19 protein-coding genes are annotated in these 14,293 nt (G+C 53.9%); 7 read left to right on the forward strand and 12 right to left on the reverse strand.

Annotated features, from left to right (window positions below; translation table 11 throughout):
• Positions 1–9: 9 nt before the first annotated feature.
• Complete coding sequence (locus TIRI35C_RS04205) at positions 10–471, reverse strand: DUF2284 domain-containing protein (RefSeq protein ID WP_188201852.1); 462 nt, start codon at positions 469–471, stop codon at positions 10–12.
• Positions 472–694: 223 nt separating this feature from the next.
• Between TIRI35C_RS04205 and TIRI35C_RS04210 the strand changes: the two genes are divergently transcribed.
• The gene (locus TIRI35C_RS04210) at positions 695–1,249 is read left to right on the forward strand and encodes a YbhB/YbcL family Raf kinase inhibitor-like protein (protein ID WP_188201853.1); all 555 of its coding nucleotides are present in this window, start codon (positions 695–697) and stop codon (positions 1,247–1,249) included.
• Positions 1,250–1,251: 2 nt separating this feature from the next.
• Here the strand turns inward: TIRI35C_RS04210 and TIRI35C_RS04215 are convergent, their stop codons facing one another.
• Positions 1,252–1,509 carry a hypothetical protein gene (locus TIRI35C_RS04215; RefSeq protein WP_188203017.1) on the reverse strand — a complete coding sequence of 86 codons (258 nt, stop codon included), beginning with the start codon at positions 1,507–1,509 and terminating at the stop codon, positions 1,252–1,254.
• Between the two features lie 100 nt (positions 1,510–1,609).
• The gene (locus TIRI35C_RS04220) at positions 1,610–2,074 is read right to left on the reverse strand and encodes a hypothetical protein (RefSeq protein ID WP_188201854.1); all 465 of its coding nucleotides are present in this window, start codon (positions 2,072–2,074) and stop codon (positions 1,610–1,612) included.
• A gap of 121 nt (positions 2,075–2,195) precedes the next feature.
• Here TIRI35C_RS04220 and TIRI35C_RS04225 point away from each other — a divergent pair, with 121 nt between their 5' ends.
• Entirely contained in the window at positions 2,196–2,774 is a 579-nt protein-coding gene (locus TIRI35C_RS04225) for a thioredoxin domain-containing protein (RefSeq protein WP_188201855.1), read from the forward strand.
• Positions 2,775–2,839: 65 nt separating this feature from the next.
• The gene (locus TIRI35C_RS04230; protein WP_188201856.1) at positions 2,840–3,568 is read left to right on the forward strand and encodes a cytochrome c biogenesis protein CcdA; all 729 of its coding nucleotides are present in this window, start codon (positions 2,840–2,842) and stop codon (positions 3,566–3,568) included.
• On the opposite strand, the gene TIRI35C_RS04235 is transcribed toward TIRI35C_RS04230, so the two are convergent.
• From TIRI35C_RS04235 to TIRI35C_RS04255, 5 genes are all read right to left on the reverse strand, one after another.
• On the reverse strand, positions 3,560–3,907 hold the full coding sequence (locus TIRI35C_RS04235; RefSeq protein WP_188201857.1) for a thioredoxin family protein: 348 nt from the start codon (positions 3,905–3,907) through the stop codon (positions 3,560–3,562). The genes TIRI35C_RS04230 and TIRI35C_RS04235 overlap by 9 nt on opposite strands.
• Before the next feature lie 72 nt (positions 3,908–3,979).
• Positions 3,980–4,549 carry a hypothetical protein gene (locus TIRI35C_RS04240; RefSeq protein ID WP_188201858.1) on the reverse strand — a complete coding sequence of 190 codons (570 nt, stop codon included), beginning with the start codon at positions 4,547–4,549 and terminating at the stop codon, positions 3,980–3,982.
• Positions 4,550–4,559: 10 nt separating this feature from the next.
• Positions 4,560–5,372 carry a hypothetical protein gene (locus TIRI35C_RS04245; protein ID WP_188201859.1) on the reverse strand — a complete coding sequence of 271 codons (813 nt, stop codon included), beginning with the start codon at positions 5,370–5,372 and terminating at the stop codon, positions 4,560–4,562.
• Between the two features lie 72 nt (positions 5,373–5,444).
• Positions 5,445–5,831, reverse strand: coding sequence for a transcriptional regulator (locus TIRI35C_RS04250; RefSeq protein ID WP_188201860.1), 387 nt, complete (start codon positions 5,829–5,831; stop codon positions 5,445–5,447).
• Between the two features lie 26 nt (positions 5,832–5,857).
• Entirely contained in the window at positions 5,858–6,334 is a 477-nt protein-coding gene (locus tag TIRI35C_RS04255; RefSeq protein ID WP_188201861.1) for a DUF1858 domain-containing protein, read from the reverse strand.
• A gap of 111 nt (positions 6,335–6,445) precedes the next feature.
• On the opposite strand from TIRI35C_RS04255, the gene TIRI35C_RS04260 reads away from it, so the two are divergent.
• On the forward strand, positions 6,446–7,786 hold the full coding sequence (locus tag TIRI35C_RS04260; protein WP_188201862.1) for a DUF438 domain-containing protein: 1,341 nt from the start codon (positions 6,446–6,448) through the stop codon (positions 7,784–7,786).
• 1 nt (position 7,787) lies between these two features.
• Positions 7,788–8,864 (forward strand): M24 family metallopeptidase, encoded by a 1,077-nt coding sequence (locus tag TIRI35C_RS04265; protein WP_188201863.1) that lies wholly within the window; start codon positions 7,788–7,790, stop codon positions 8,862–8,864.
• Here the strand turns inward: TIRI35C_RS04265 and TIRI35C_RS04270 are convergent.
• Positions 8,861–9,322: an Lrp/AsnC family transcriptional regulator gene (locus TIRI35C_RS04270; protein WP_188201864.1), complete on the reverse strand. Its 462-nt coding sequence runs from the start codon at positions 9,320–9,322 to the stop codon at positions 8,861–8,863. The two genes, TIRI35C_RS04265 and TIRI35C_RS04270, sit on opposite strands and share 4 nt — an antisense overlap.
• Before the next feature lie 117 nt (positions 9,323–9,439).
• Here TIRI35C_RS04270 and TIRI35C_RS04275 point away from each other — a divergent pair, with 117 nt between their 5' ends.
• Both TIRI35C_RS04275 and TIRI35C_RS04280 read left to right on the forward strand, forming a co-directional pair.
• Positions 9,440–10,783 carry a leucine/methionine racemase gene (locus tag TIRI35C_RS04275; RefSeq protein ID WP_188201865.1) on the forward strand — a complete coding sequence of 448 codons (1,344 nt, stop codon included), beginning with the start codon at positions 9,440–9,442 and terminating at the stop codon, positions 10,781–10,783.
• 76 nt (positions 10,784–10,859) lie between these two features.
• Positions 10,860–12,161, forward strand: a complete 1,302-nt coding sequence (locus TIRI35C_RS04280) for a uracil-xanthine permease family protein (protein WP_188201866.1) — start codon at positions 10,860–10,862, stop codon at positions 12,159–12,161.
• Between the two features lie 35 nt (positions 12,162–12,196).
• On the opposite strand, the gene TIRI35C_RS04285 is transcribed toward TIRI35C_RS04280, so the two are convergent.
• The 3 genes from TIRI35C_RS04285 to nuoI form a co-directional block, all read right to left on the reverse strand.
• Positions 12,197–12,841: a DUF996 domain-containing protein gene (locus tag TIRI35C_RS04285; protein ID WP_246454679.1), complete on the reverse strand. Its 645-nt coding sequence runs from the start codon at positions 12,839–12,841 to the stop codon at positions 12,197–12,199.
• Positions 12,842–12,895: 54 nt separating this feature from the next.
• Positions 12,896–13,498 carry a DUF996 domain-containing protein gene (locus tag TIRI35C_RS04290; RefSeq protein WP_188201867.1) on the reverse strand — a complete coding sequence of 201 codons (603 nt, stop codon included), beginning with the start codon at positions 13,496–13,498 and terminating at the stop codon, positions 12,896–12,898.
• Between the two features lie 81 nt (positions 13,499–13,579).
• Complete coding sequence (gene nuoI, locus TIRI35C_RS04295) at positions 13,580–14,290, reverse strand: NADH-quinone oxidoreductase subunit NuoI (RefSeq protein ID WP_188203019.1); 711 nt, start codon at positions 14,288–14,290, stop codon at positions 13,580–13,582.
• Positions 14,291–14,293: the final 3 nt, after the last annotated feature.

Genomic DNA, 14,293 nt, shown 5'->3' on the forward strand with positions numbered 1-14,293 from the left:
TTCACACCTTCATTCAATTAGCACCATCCCGTACAAAACGCTTTCGGAGAAGTCGATTTTCACGAGCCTTCCAATCTCGATGCCGATGGCGTCTATGCTCGGCCTGACCTTGGTTGGAAGCTTGCACGGCTCGCCCCTCTCGAAGGGGCAGTCGTCGCAGAGGTTGCAGTTTCCGGGAAACAGGGCTGTTGCATACATTTTTCCCTCTTTAAACAGTTCTTCCTCTCGTCTCAGGAGGTACAGCAGAACCTCTCTCTTGTCCTCCTCAAAGCGTGCCATATCTATCTCGAACTTGATTATGAAGGCCCTCTTGAAGGAATGAACCCACTCCTTCGCTTCTCTCCAGTCAGGAACGTGGGGCGGACAGCTCGGCCTTTTCCCATACATCGGGCAGGAGCGGCACTTCCAGACCGGCCTGGGCGAGACGACTATCTCATCGGCTGGAATTTCCCTCTCCCACAGTACCTTCATGGGGCATCAAGGGAAAATGGAGAAGGAGCTTAAAAATCAATTCATGGTTCACGCAACGTTTGTCTTCTTCCTTGAGTGGATATGGCATCTCCCGGCCACTTCACGCTGGTATCGGCCAGTATTTCTGGCAGGCTTCGCTCCCATCATCAACACCACAATGTTGTTGCTATTGATAAAGTATTGGGCCGAAATCTTTTTACGTTCTGTCGAGTATACTATTTACATGAGATGGTTAGCGCCGCTCCTAGTGGTTTTGTTGGCCCTGAGCGGGGGATGCATATCTTCAAAGGATTCCGGAGGGGATGTTAGGATGGATCTTGAGGTTGGTTCCATATTTCACGACGGGGATACCATACCCGTTGAGTTCACGTGCGACGGGGAGAACGTTAACCCCCCGATATTCATAGGGCACATAGACCCCGATGTCAAGAGCCTGGTTATCATCATGGACGACCCCGACGCTCCCGGAGGAACCTTCACCCACTGGATAGCGTGGAACATTCCCCCGCTTGGGGAGATTCCCAAAGGCGTGCCCCCTCAGCCCGAGGTTGATGCTCCCGTGCACGTTGTTCAGGGGCGTAATGACTTCGGAAGGATAGGCTACGGTGGGCCGTGCCCACCGAGAGGCCATGGAGTGCATCACTACCACTTCAAGGTTTATGGTCTCGACACGACCCTCAACCTAAAACCCGGCTCAAGCAGGAAAGAACTGGAACGGGCCATGGAAGGCCACGTTATCCAGTGGGGAGAGCTCGTCGGGCTCTACGAGAGGAAGTGACTCTACCCTTTCTTTTCCATCAGCTTTACGGTGAGGTTTATAGCGCTCTGGAACGCTGCCAGGAAGTTCAGGGCGAAGAATATCCAGTCCCCTATCAGGTACGAGTACACCGTGAGCAGCGTCGAGGCCGTTACGTAGATCAGTATGAACTGCAGGTTGAGGGGGCATTTCCTGGTCTTTATGGTCTCCCAGGTCTGGGGAACCCACGAGCTCACCAGGAGAAGCATTCCTATGAGTCCTATTATCGCGCCACCTTCCATTTTTCTCACCCGGACGGGAAACGGGAGAACCTAAAAAAGCCTTGTGGATTGTTGCGTGTTAAATTTTCAAAAATGTCGCGGGAAAATAGGCAAATTCGAGCTAAAGCTGGCTGGCTAGTCTGGACATTGCCCACGTCTTAACATCGTCGTCCATTATGCCGTTAATTATCTCCATGGCCTCGGCAACCTTTCCCTCCTTGGTGAGGGCCAGCGCCACCTCCGCCTCGACCTTTGACCTGTTGGAAAGGTCGGTTATGTACTTGGATATTCTCATGGCTTCGTCGGGCTTTCCGAGGTTCAGGAATTCGAAGGCTAGGCTCATGAGAGCCTTTGTGCTCTCCTCGTGGTTTTCTATATCGAGGGCAGCCTTCACCGCTCTCTCCAAGGCCTTCCCGTAGTCCCGGTCCTTCCGCGCAACCTCAATGACTATATGCGAGAATGCCTTGGAGCGAATAACCCTGTCAGGTATCCCCTCCGCCATTTGAAGCGCTTCCCCGGTCTTTCCAGAGTTGACGAGTTTAAGAACCGCTTCATACAGTGCCCTGGAGCGGTACCACTCCTGCATGATTATCCCCTAACATCCTTGACGCCAGAGGATTTAAGCGTTCTGTTCGGATAGCTTCAACCGAGATTGAATGGGAGCAAGGTTTTATAACCTCCGGGGATAAGTTTAGATGGGTGATTTGATGAAAAAATTTGGGATAGTGCTCCTCCTCATTCTCCTCGTCGGCTTTGGGGCCGGCTGTATCTCGGACTCAGGCAGCTCGAATACGGGATCTTCAACTCAAACAACCTCTCCGGGCCAGGAATACGTGGTCGTGAATGGGACGAGAATATACCTCAACGACATTCATTTCTACATGTACGGCATGAAGACCTGCCCCCACTGCCACAGAATGAGGGAGGAGATTCCCAAGGCTTACGGGAACGACAGCCTGACCTACTATGAGCTGGTTGGAAACGAGGAAAACACGAAGCTCTTCCAGCAGGTTTACCAGCTGACGGGAATTCAGGGGGTTCCGGCGATAGCGATAACGTACAACGGGACGATATACGCGATAATAGAGGGCGAGTTCAACGTGACCGCCACTCCCAAGATACTAGCAACGGCGATGCAGAACAACGGGACTTTCCTGGTGGTTGGGGGCAAGGTCTATCTCCTTCCATGGGACAAAGATGACGCCAGAGAAACCCTTAATAGACTCCATGAAATCTTCGTCGAGCACAGAATGCCGTCATGGAATGCAAACTCCACTTCCGGCTGAGCTACCTTTCGTTCTCAACTTTTTGTTTTAGAAAGCCACAAAAAGACCCGGGATAACTTTCTACCATGAGAAGTGAGGTAAAGGGTCTGGCGATAATCCTTCTGGCCTCTTTTGGGGTTAGCTCCCTGGCGCTGTGGGCACTGGGCATGGTGGACTTCATACCCAAGTTCTTCGCTTTAGCTATGAGCGACTCCATAAATCCGTGCACCTTCGTCATATACACCATGCTCCTCATAGCCCTCTCGGTCAGGGAGGTATCGAAGAGAAGGCTTTACCTCATCGGAGCTGCCTTCATCGCGGCCGTTTACGTCTCCTACTACCTCCTTGGAGTCGGCCTGCTGTACTTCGCCGGCTACCTGCCCCTCTGGGTCGCTGGAGTTGCGGCGATAGTATTCGGTGCCTACACGATAATAACCGGCCTGATGGAGAAGTCCCGGGTCGGGGACAAGAGCAAGATCAGGAGGAAGATATTCAGCAGCGACGCGACAGCCATAGGCGCTTTTACGCTTGGAGTTATAGTCTCAACTACGCTGTTGCCCTGCTCGGCCGGCAGCTACCTCGTCTATGCGATAATAATCTCCAAGGCCGGGAAAGCACTTGCGTTCCTCCTCCTGGCGCTCTACAACCTCGTCTTCGTCCTACCACTGGTCGTCATACTGCTCGCCATGGGGAGCGTCACCGAGAGCAAGAGCTTCTCCCAGGCCATGGTGCGGCACAGCAGAGAGCTCTCGGTCATAGCCGGGTTACTGCTGATTGCCATCGGAGTCTGGGTTCTTGCGGGCGCTTCACTTTAGGCCGAGCTTTTCCCTCACCTTTCTCTCGAATTCCCCAAAGTTCGGAACCCCTATGAACTCCACCCCGTTGTCTATGAGTATCGTTGGAGTGCCCATTATGTTGTGCTCCATGGCCTTCCTCTGGCCTTCGGGAGTGGCCACGCTCAGTTCCCTCGCTACGACTTCCTCGTATTTTTTCCCAAGCTCCTGAGCCATTGCCCAGGCTATCGGGCAGTAGGGACAGCCGGGCGACGTTATGACCTCAATGACTACCTTTCTCTTTGGCTTGACCTCTATCATGCCGGCCCTCTTCATGAGTTCGAGCATCTTCTTTCTCCTTATCATCTCAAGCTCGTCCATCCCCTCACCCCCGTCAGAAAAGAGAAGTGAGGGGATTTAAAAAGAAATTTTTGAAAGAGAGTTCATGGGACACTAATCACTAGTGGCGAGGTGAATGGCCAGCAGTATCGCAAAGAGCACGGCAAGGGCTATGTGGACTTTCTTCCAGTGGCCCAGTATGCCCACGAACCTCTTTGCCATTTTCCTGTCGTGCTTCTTCGCCGCGAGGAGAACCTTTCCATGTATGTACCTGCCGATGAACCCGTTCAGGTTCAGCAGAACCAGCACGATGCCCATCGCCAGTCCGGTGCCTCCGGTAAGTCCCCCATAGTTGGCGCATGAGAAGAAGTGGATGAAGACGAGAGCCGTTCCCGTTATGGTGAGGACGTGGTGAATGGTAATGGGGTACACTGGACCGAAAATCGTCATATATGGGTGCTCCGGCCTTATCTCAAAGCCCCACTCACTGGACTTCTTGTGGACTACGACGAGCTTTCTCTTGGTCAGGGAGTAGTAGACGACGCCAACCGCTATCATTGCCACTCCTGCCACCGCGAGGGACGTGTAGCCTGCTTCGTACTCGTTTTCTTCGCCGTCACCGTCAGCTAAAACAAGAGGGGCCATCAGAATGATCAAAAGAAGGAAAACGAGAGCCCGCTTCACCAACACCACCTCAGAGGGAACCACTCCCGAGGCCGCATATCTTGGCGAACGGACAGACCGAGCAGTCCTCGGTGTAGGGCTTGAGGTAGGGCTCACCCTTGACCGCTTTGGTTATCTCCTTCGCCCTCTCCATTGCCTCGTCGTCCCCCTCAAGGACGAGGGTGACGCTTCCTTCAGCTCCGCCCGCTCCGCCGGCCGCTATCGGTATGGCCTCGACACCTGCCAGAATCCTGTACGCTTCCACCTCGGTAACCGGGTGGGAGTGGGGTATCGGCACGAGGGCGGAGTAAAGCCCGGTTCCCCAGTCGAAGGAGTAGATACCGGTGAGCTTGGCACTCTCCTCGACCGGCGTCGGCACGAACTTTTCAAGGCTGATCGGCGTTATTGTGAAGACCCCCTTGGTTATTGTCCATCCGAAGGTCTTCCCTATGGTTCCGCCGTCGGGAGCGGCGGCGAAAACAGCGACGTTCCAGTTGATGTCTATCGCGTTGGCACCTTTGATAAAGACGTCCTTCGGCCCCATCCTCTTGAGGGCCTCAAGCGGCTCATCAAAGGGCTCGCCCTTGTAGAGGACGAGGTGCTTGGGCCAGGTGGCCTTTGGAGTAACGCAGGTTCTGCCCTTGCTTATTACTCCAACCGTCCACTTCTCCTTCTCTATCTTCTCGCCTAGTATTTCCTCGGCCACGTAGGCTGCTGTCGTGCCGGTGGCAATGTAAACAAATCCGTGCTTGAGGGCGTGCTGGACTTCGGGCATTGCCACAACTGCCTTGGCGATGAGCCTCTTGCTCTCGGGCGGGGTGAGGGTTACAAGGGCTCTTTTCATCCCAATCACCTCCATTAAAATCGGCGTCGAAAGGTATTAAACCTTCCCTTAGAGCACCCTAGAAGCCTTAGTTCAGCCGAAAAGTTCAAGGCACACGTTGCATTCCGCGGGATTTGTCTCGGGGTCAATTTTTGAATGGAACTGACAGACGTAGCCCTTTCCAAGCATCTCAACGGAGATTTCTACGAGCCTCTTGTGTATTTCATACTCACTCGGTTTTTTCTCAATGATCTCGTCGGCAAATGAACGAAGCTCGTTATCGATGTCTGGAAACTGGGAAACGTCCATCAAAGCGCCCCTGTTCATCCGAAGATAGCGGGAAACCGCCGACTGGGTTATGTGGAGAAGCCGGGCTATCTCGGTCTGCTTCAGGCCGTTTTCGTAGAGTATCTCAACGAGCCTCCGCCTGAGTGAGGGATACACGTAGCGCGAGGCCACTTCAAAGGCGTTGGTCTTCATGGTATCCTTTATGACGCGTGGAATATTTAAACCTTTTCCAGGGCCTTAAGCTCCTCCATCATTTCCTTAAAGCGCTCGTCGCTCATTCCAATGAGCTTCTTTGCTTGCCTCAAGTTTATCGTCCTCGCGAGGGTCTTCCTCATCATGGAGTTCTCAAGGGGCGAAAATCCATACTTCACGAGTATTTTAAGTGATTCTGGGTAGGCCTTCAGGAGTTTAGCCACGTTGGTTTCCTCCGTTATCTCCTCAAGCTTATCGTCGCACTCCTTGGCCTCTATGCTAAGTTCCCTTGATTCTTCAGTTTTGGTGACCTTAAACAAAAAGAACCCCGAGACCTCGCCGACCTCTATCTCGTAGCCGGCATCCTCAAGTTTCGGGAGCAGATCAACGAAGGGCTTATCACCGATTACTTCAAGCGTTTCCCCTACTTCGAGCTTGGGGAGGGCTTCCATTATCATAACCGCCGGCTGGGGCGGTTTCAAACCCCGAACGTCGAGCATCATTATTCTTCACCGTTCAATTTTATGACGTGCGGCATATAAACTTTGTTGGGCAGATATGCCCAGCAATGCTTATAAAAGCAGGATATGACATCTGTCATGAAGGTGATAAAGATGACTGAGTTGCTGAAGAACCGGGAGCAGAAAAAAGAAGCCTTAAAGGCCCTTCTCCTCAGGATTCACAATGGTGAAGATGTTAATAAACTCAAGGAAGAATTCAGAGCAGTTCTCAGCGGCATTTCACCCCTTGAGATTCCGCTCATCGAGCAGGAGCTCGTTAAAGAGGGAATCTCGGCGAAGGAGATAGCAAAGATGTGCGACCTGCACGTCGAACTCTTCCGTGAAGCCGTTAGGGGAACGGAGGAGCTTGAGGAGAGGGATTTGCCTGAGGGACACCCGCTCAAGACGCTCTACCTCGAAAACAAGGAGATAATGAAGGACGCCGAGATGCTCAACCTCTACGCGAGGACTTTGGCGACTACCAAAGATGAGCGCATGAAAGCTGAAATCCTCGGTGTCTTGGAGGAGATAGTGGGCAACCTCAGAAAGGTCGGCTTCACCCACTACAACAGGGAGGAGATGCTTACCTTCCCGTACATCGAGCGGAGAGGTCTTACTGCAATAGCCACCGTCCTGTGGACGAAGCACGATGAAATCAGGTTCATGATAAAGCATCTGGCGGAACTCTTGAGGAAACGGAACGAGATGCCCTGGGAGGAGTTCGTTGAGAAGTTCAAGACTAAAGCCGGTGAAGCGGCCTTCGCCCTCAGCGACATGGTTTTCAGGGAGAACAACATCTACTACCCCACCCTTAAAGCCCTCCTCTCAGACGGAGAATGGAAGGCGATAAGATTGCAGGAGGATGAAATCGGCTATTACAAGGTCAACCCGCCTGCCTGGGACCCCGGTGAGGACGTTAAACCGCTCCATCCATGGGAAATCAACCCTGAACTAAGCGTTGAGGAACTTTTGAACCTTCCAAAGGAAGTTCAGCAGGCCCTGAAAGGCCGTCCTCTGGAGTTTGACAAAAGCCAGCTGAAGCGCGAGGGCGACATCGACCTCGGAACCGGCTACGTGAACCTTGAGGAACTCAAGGCGATATTCGAGGCCCTTCCGGTTGACGTGACTTTCATCGACAAGGACGACCGCGTTAGGTTCTTCTCTTCCGGAGAGAGGATATTCGACAGGACACTTTCGGTGCTCGGAAGGCCGGTTCAGCTCTGTCACCCGCCGAAGAGCGTCCACATCGTCAATAAGATACTCAGGGCATTCAAGGAGGGCAGGAAGAGCGAGGCAACGTTCTGGCTCAGGCTCGGGCCGAAGTACGTTTACATAAAATACGTGCCCCTCTTTGACAGGGACGGAAACTACATCGGGACGCTTGAAATGACGATGGATATCGAACCGTATAAAAGGATTGAAGGCGAGAAGAGACTGCTGGACTGGAGGGACTGAGATGAGGGGTGACCCCGAGGTATTTCGAAAACGTGTGGAGCGCTTTCAGGAACTCCTCAGGAAGAACGAGATAGACGGGGCGGTCATAAGAACCCTCTCCAGCTTCATCTACTTCACCGGCACCAAGTGGCTCCGGCCGAGCCTCCTCATCCCTGCCAAGGGAGAGCCGGTCGTTTACGTTGTCAAAGGCGAAGCGGAGCTTTTCCGGGAGAAGAGCTGGATTGAAAACGTCGTGGAGTTTCAGAAGGTGGAAGACATGATGGCCGGCGTCGTGAGCTGGATACACCGCAACGGCATGAGCCGAGTTGGTCTCGAATTCGGAATAGAGCGCGACGCCTATCTGATATTCCTCAAGATATTCGAGCGCCTCAACCCATCAATCGAGATAGTCGACGTCCTAGAACTCACGATGGGCATGCGCATGATAAAGGACGAGTGGGAGCTGGACAACATCAGGAAGGCCGGAAAGATAGCCGCTAATGGAATGAGAGTAGCGGAGGATGTCATAAAGCCCGGCCTCAGCGAGCTTGAGATAGCGGCAGAGGTGGTCAGGGAGCTCATGCTGAACGGTAGCGAAGACCCCAAAGTTTACGTCTCCGTAACGCCGAGGGCGCACGCTGAGCCCTTCCGCGACCTGAAAGTTCCGGAGAATGGAATCGTCACCGTCGTTATCGGGGCCGACTGGAACCACTACTACGCCAACATGGCGAGGACCTTCGTCGTTGGAGACCCTGGCGAGAGGGCTAAGAGAGCCATTGAGGTCAAAGAAGAGGCCTACAGGCTTGCACTGGAGGAGACAAAGGTAGGAGTGCCAATCAACGCCGTTGAGAAGAAGCTCGCGAGCTTCTTTAAAGAGAAGGGCTTTGGAGAAGCTTACATAGCCGGATACACCCATGGCGTTGGTCTGCTCATAGAGGAGCCACCGATAGCGACGATAGTCGTCCCGCAGAGGGCCGCGAAAGTTCAGGAGAACATGGTTCTGACGGTTATCCATTCGCCGCTGATGATTCCTGAGGGGGCGATAAAGCACGAGGATACCTACATAGTGAAGAGGAACGGACTGGAGAGGGTGACCTAAAACACCCTCGCGTAGCCCCACTTCCGCACGCTCGTCAGGATTGACGTTTCCGTGCTCCTTATCCCCTCTATTCTTCCGAGCTTCTCGATGAGGAAGCTCTCCAGCTCCTGGAGGTCCTTAACGGTTACCTGCATGAGTATGTCGTGCGCCCCGGTTGCTATGCCCAGGACGTCCACCTCAGGGAGCTTGCTGAGCTCTTCCGCCGCTTTCTTCACCCACCTCGGCTCAACATCAACGGCTATGAAGGCGACGATTGAGTAGCCTGCCTTGAATGGATTTATTAAGGCTGAGAACTTCCTGATGATGCCCTTTTCGACGAGCTTCTTCACGCGCAACCTAACCGTCGATTCCGGAACCTTTAGACGTCTGGCTATCTCTGAGTAGCTGGCCCTTCCGTCCTCCTGGAGGATGTGGAGTATCATCCTGTCCAGTTCGTCAAGATGCTCATCAGTACGCATTTTCTCACCTCAATTTTTGTCGATATTTTGCTATCCTTTTAACTTTTTCTGCGAAATTAGCAAAATTTATGCGAAATTGCTATTAATTTCAAACGCGTATAGCAGTGCGGTGAGAGCATGAACTATCCCCGAAGGAAGGATGAAGTTCTGGAGCGCTATTCGAGAGTTTTTCCGAGGTCTTCAAGGGTCACCTATGCCCCCATTGTGGGCGTTAAAGCCCAGAACGCCCGCGTCTGGGACATCGAGGGAAGGGAATATATAGACTTCCTGAGCGACGCGGCGGTTCAGAACGTCGGCCACAACAACCCCAGGGTTGTCCAAGCAATAAAAGACCAGGCGGAAAGGCTTATTCACTTCACCTTCATCTACGGCTTCCCGGTTGAGCCTCTACTCTTGGCTGAAAAGCTGGCCGAGATAGCACCGATTGAAAGTCCCAAGGTCAGCTTCGGCATGAGCGGGAGCGATGCCAACGATGGGGCGATAAAGCTCGCGCGGGCCTACACTGGGAGGAGAACGATTTTGAGCTACCTGCGAAGCTACTACGGTGCAACCTACGGTGCCATGAGTATAACGGGCCTTGACTTCGAGGTCCGCTCCAAGGTCGGCGAGCTCAGCGGGATCCACTACATCCCCTACCCCAACTGCTACCGCTGTCCCTTCGGGAAGGAGCCGAAGACATGTAAGATGGAGTGCGTCTCCTACCTCAAGGAGAAGTTCGAGGGAGAGGTTTACGCCGAAGGAACCGCCGCCCTCTTCGCCGAGCCGATACAGGGCGATGCTGGAATGGTAGTTCCTCCGGAGGACTACTTCAGGGAGGTGAAGAAAATCCTCGATGAGCACGGGATTCTCCTCATAGTGGACGAGGTTCAGAGCGGCATGGGGAGAACCGGCAAATGGTTCGCGATAGAGCACTTCGGGGTAAAGCCAGATGTCATAACGCTCGCTAAACCCCTCGGCGGGGGTTTGCCCATAAGCGCGATAATAGGGCGCTCCGATGTTATGGACTCTCTGCCGTCTCTGGGCCACACGTTCACACTGAGCGGCAACCCCGTGACGAGCAGGGCAGCTTTGGCGGTTATCGAGGAGATCGAGGAGAAGGACCTGCTCAGGAGGGCGAAGAAGCTCGGGAAATACACCAAAAAACGACTGGAGAAGATGAAGAAGGAGCACGAGCTCATAGGTGACGTTCGGGGCCTTGGCCTGATGCTCGGCGTTGACCTCGTCAAGGACAGAGAAACCAAAGAGCGGGCCTACGAGGAGGCGAGGAAGGTAGTTTGGCGCGCCTACGAGCTCGGCTTAGTTCTTGCGTTCCTCCAGGGCAACGTGCTGAGGATTCAGCCGCCCCTCACGATAGAGGAGGAACTCCTGGAGGAAGGCCTCAACAGGTTGGAACAGGCCATAGCCGATGTTGAGGAGGGCAGGGTTCCGGACGATGTCCTGACGAAGGTTCAGGGCTGGTGATTGACATTTTTCTGTCCATTTTTTCAGTTTCCGAAATCTTTTTAAACAAACTTTTACACAGGTTGAGCGGGCTTCAATGGAAACCCTTGAAACCATGAAAGGACCGGTACTGAAGGTTGGAATCGAGGATAAGGTTGAACCTTCAAAGGCTTTGGTTTTTGGCCTTCAGCACGTTCTCGCGATGTTCGGTGCCACCGTCACCGTTCCCCTGGTTGTGGGGGGTGCAGTTGGCCTGAATGGCGACCAGATAGCCCTCATGATACAGGCCGTTCTGCTGGCGATGGGCATCGCAACGCTGCTCCAGACGACGATGGGTTCGCGCTACCCGATAGTGCAGGGCTCAAGCTTCGCCTTCATTCCGGGGCTGATAGCTATAGGCTCTTCCCTCGGAATGGCCGCGGTACAGGGTGCGCTGATCGTTGGGGGCCTGATAGAGGCTGCCATCGGATGGTTCGGGATAATCGGAAAGGTCAGGAAGCTCTTCACCCCGCTGGTCACAGGGGTTACGATAACGCTGATAGGCTTCAGCCTGGCCGACGTGGCGGTAAAGAACTTCTTCAACTTCTACGCCGACCCCTCAGGGGGAACTATCATCAAGGCCACCCTGGTGGCAATGATAACCTTCCTGACGACGGTCTTCGTGGCCCTTAGGGCGAGTGGGAGCTTGAAGGCGATGCCCGTCGTTGTCGGTGCAGCTGTCGGCTACATCGTGAGCGTTCCCCTCGGCCTCGCGGACTTTGAACTGGTGAAGAGCCTGCCGGTTGTGAGCATCCCAAGGCCCTTCCCGTGGGGCAGTCCGGTCTTTGACACAACCGCAATAATCCTGCTCCTCTTCGCCTTCATGGTGAGCATCATAGAGAGCGTCGGGGACTACCACGCGATAGCGGCCGTTACGGGCTCGGAGGTAACGGGTAAGCACATAGCGAGGGGAATAGGCAGCGAAGGCCTGGCCTGTTCGATAGCGGGCCTCCTCGGAGCGTGCGGGACGACGAGCTACTCCGAGAACATAGGCGTCGTTGCGCTCACCAAGGTCGGTAGCAGGTACGTGGTGCAGATGGGGGCGATTATTCTAATATTCCTCTCCCTGCTCCCGAAGTTTGCCGGAATCCTCGCCTCAATGCCCGCTCCCGTTCTTGGGGGATTAACTCTGGCGCTCTACGGAATGATAAGCGTTACCGGTCTGAGGCTGATAAAGGAGAGGGTCGAGTTTACTGACAGGAACACGCTGATACTGGCCGCCGCACTGATAGCCGGCCTCGGCGCACCACAGCTCCCGGCGGAGTTCCTGGCGGCGTTTCCAAAGGTCGTAGCAAGCATCTTAGAGTCAGGAATGGCGGTTGGAGCTTTGACTGCGATAGTCCTTGAGAGAATCCTCTGACTCCCTTTAAATTTTTAAAGAAAAGCAGGGAGAGCTTAGACTATCGGGGAGTCCATGGGCATGTCCGATGGCTTCTCTTCCAGCTCCTTCGGCATGTTGGAGAAGCCCAGTATGACGAATATCCTGCCTATGAACATAAGCAGGAAGCCAACGAGGATTATGGCAGTCATCGCCCCCCACTTGTACCAGTTAGAGGCATCACGGAACTCCTTTGTTCCGGTTATCTCGTACATTGCTCCCCAGGTCTTCATCTCGAAGTACGCAACGACTATCATTACCACCAGGAAGAACAGAAAGACGCCGGCTATCACGAAGGTAGGCGCGCTGTGCTGGACTCCATGGGGAGGCACTACAACGGTCTCCCCCTCAGGTGTTATTACTGAAGAGTGCGTCTCTTCGATAACACCGAAGCCACTGAACGCAAAGAGGCTCGTGAAGACCACGATGGCAAATATAACAGCCACCACTATCGCGGAGATGAAGGCAAGGAGGTAGTACTTGAAGGGCCTGTCATCTTTGACCTTGTCCCCAATTCCTTTGAGCGCGACCAGCACCAAAATAAATCCTACCAGAGCAAGCACGCTTCCCAGGTACGGGACGAAGCCCCCGACCAGGGCCAGTATAGAGCCCCACAGTCCAAGATTTTTCTCACTGCTGATGTCTATTCCCACGGACACCACCGGAAATAAAAACGGCGTTCCTTCTTAAAAAGCTTACCTGAAAAAGTGGGAAATTCAGAGGGCGTTTATAGTTTCGGTCTGGGGCTTTCCTTCCAGCTCCTCCGGCAGCTTCGCGAAAGCTATTATCTGGTAGATGGCCGCAACGAAGAGGAGTAGAATTCCAACGAGGAGTATCGCGGTTATTGCCCCCCACTTTATGAACGTTGCAGTTTTGTCGAACTCCTCAACGCCCGTAAGTTCGTAGGTGACCCTCCAGGTCTTTACGGCGTAGTAGATGCCGACCACGACTGCGGCTAATATGAGGGCCAGCCCGAGGAATATCATCCCCATGCCCAGGGCCCCCAGAACCTGCTCAGGGGTTTCGTTGAAGGTCATGCCGGTGCTTGCCATTGCAACGATGCCTACCGCCATGAAGATTATCGCAATGACCGCTATGCCTATCGTAGCTATCACCGAGTAGAGGTAGTACCTGAAGGGTCTATCGTCTTTGAGCTTGTCGCCGAGGCCTTTCAGCGCTATCAGCACGAGTATTTCCCCGACCAGCGATAAACCTCCAGCCACCATCCCCCAGTAGGGGATGACGCCGGTAAAGCTCCCAACGAGGACCAGAACCGAACCTATAATCCCGAGATTCCTCTCGCTCCTCAGCTCCACCATGTGACCACCGGAGGTTAGTTGGGATTAAAACTTTAAAAGGTTACGCCGGATACTGTCCGGGAGAAAAGGGAGAAAAGGAATTTACTCCTTCTTCTCCACCTCGGCCTTCTCGCCTGATGCTTCATTCTTCCCGGCCGGCTTGGGGGCCTCTTTCTTTTCCGGAGCCTTGGCAGGCTTAGCCGCTGGCTTTGCTGGCGTAGGTTTCTTAGGCGGCCTCAGGCCGTAGCCGAGTATCTTGAACTCTATCTTGGAGCCATCGCGGAGGTGGTAGATGTGTGTGCCGTCCTCGCGCTTCTCGATTCTCTCGACCGGGAAGCGGTAGTCCCCGAACTTCTCGTTCAGCTCCTTCATCTTGTCCGGGTGTATGGGCACCCAGTCGTAGAGCTCCAGGTCCTCCTCAAAGCCGCCGGTGGTCAGGTAGTAGTTCTCGGTGAAGCCCAGCGCTCCCGTCGGGCAGACGTCAACGCAGAACTGGCAGAAGGTGCACCTTCCGTAGTCCACCTTCGGGTGCGGCCTCTTCTCCATCTTGCCGTCCACTTCTATCCAGGTCATCTCTATGGCCCTCGCCGGGCATATCTGGCCGCAGAAGTTACAGCCGACGCAGGTCTTCCAGTTCAGCGTGTGGAATCCCCTGTACTTTGGTGCCGGCTCTATCTTCTCGAAGGGTATCTTTATCGTGACCGGCTTCTTGAAGAGGTACTTGATGCCCATCCACGGCTTGACGAATGACTTCTTGAGCTTGACCTTCTCCTCGCCGACGATCCTAACCTTTGGCTTCTCAACGCTCTCCATCTT

It is taken from the genome of Thermococcus camini, assembly GCF_904067545.1.
Lineage (GTDB): Archaea > Methanobacteriota_B > Thermococci > Thermococcales > Thermococcaceae > Thermococcus > Thermococcus camini.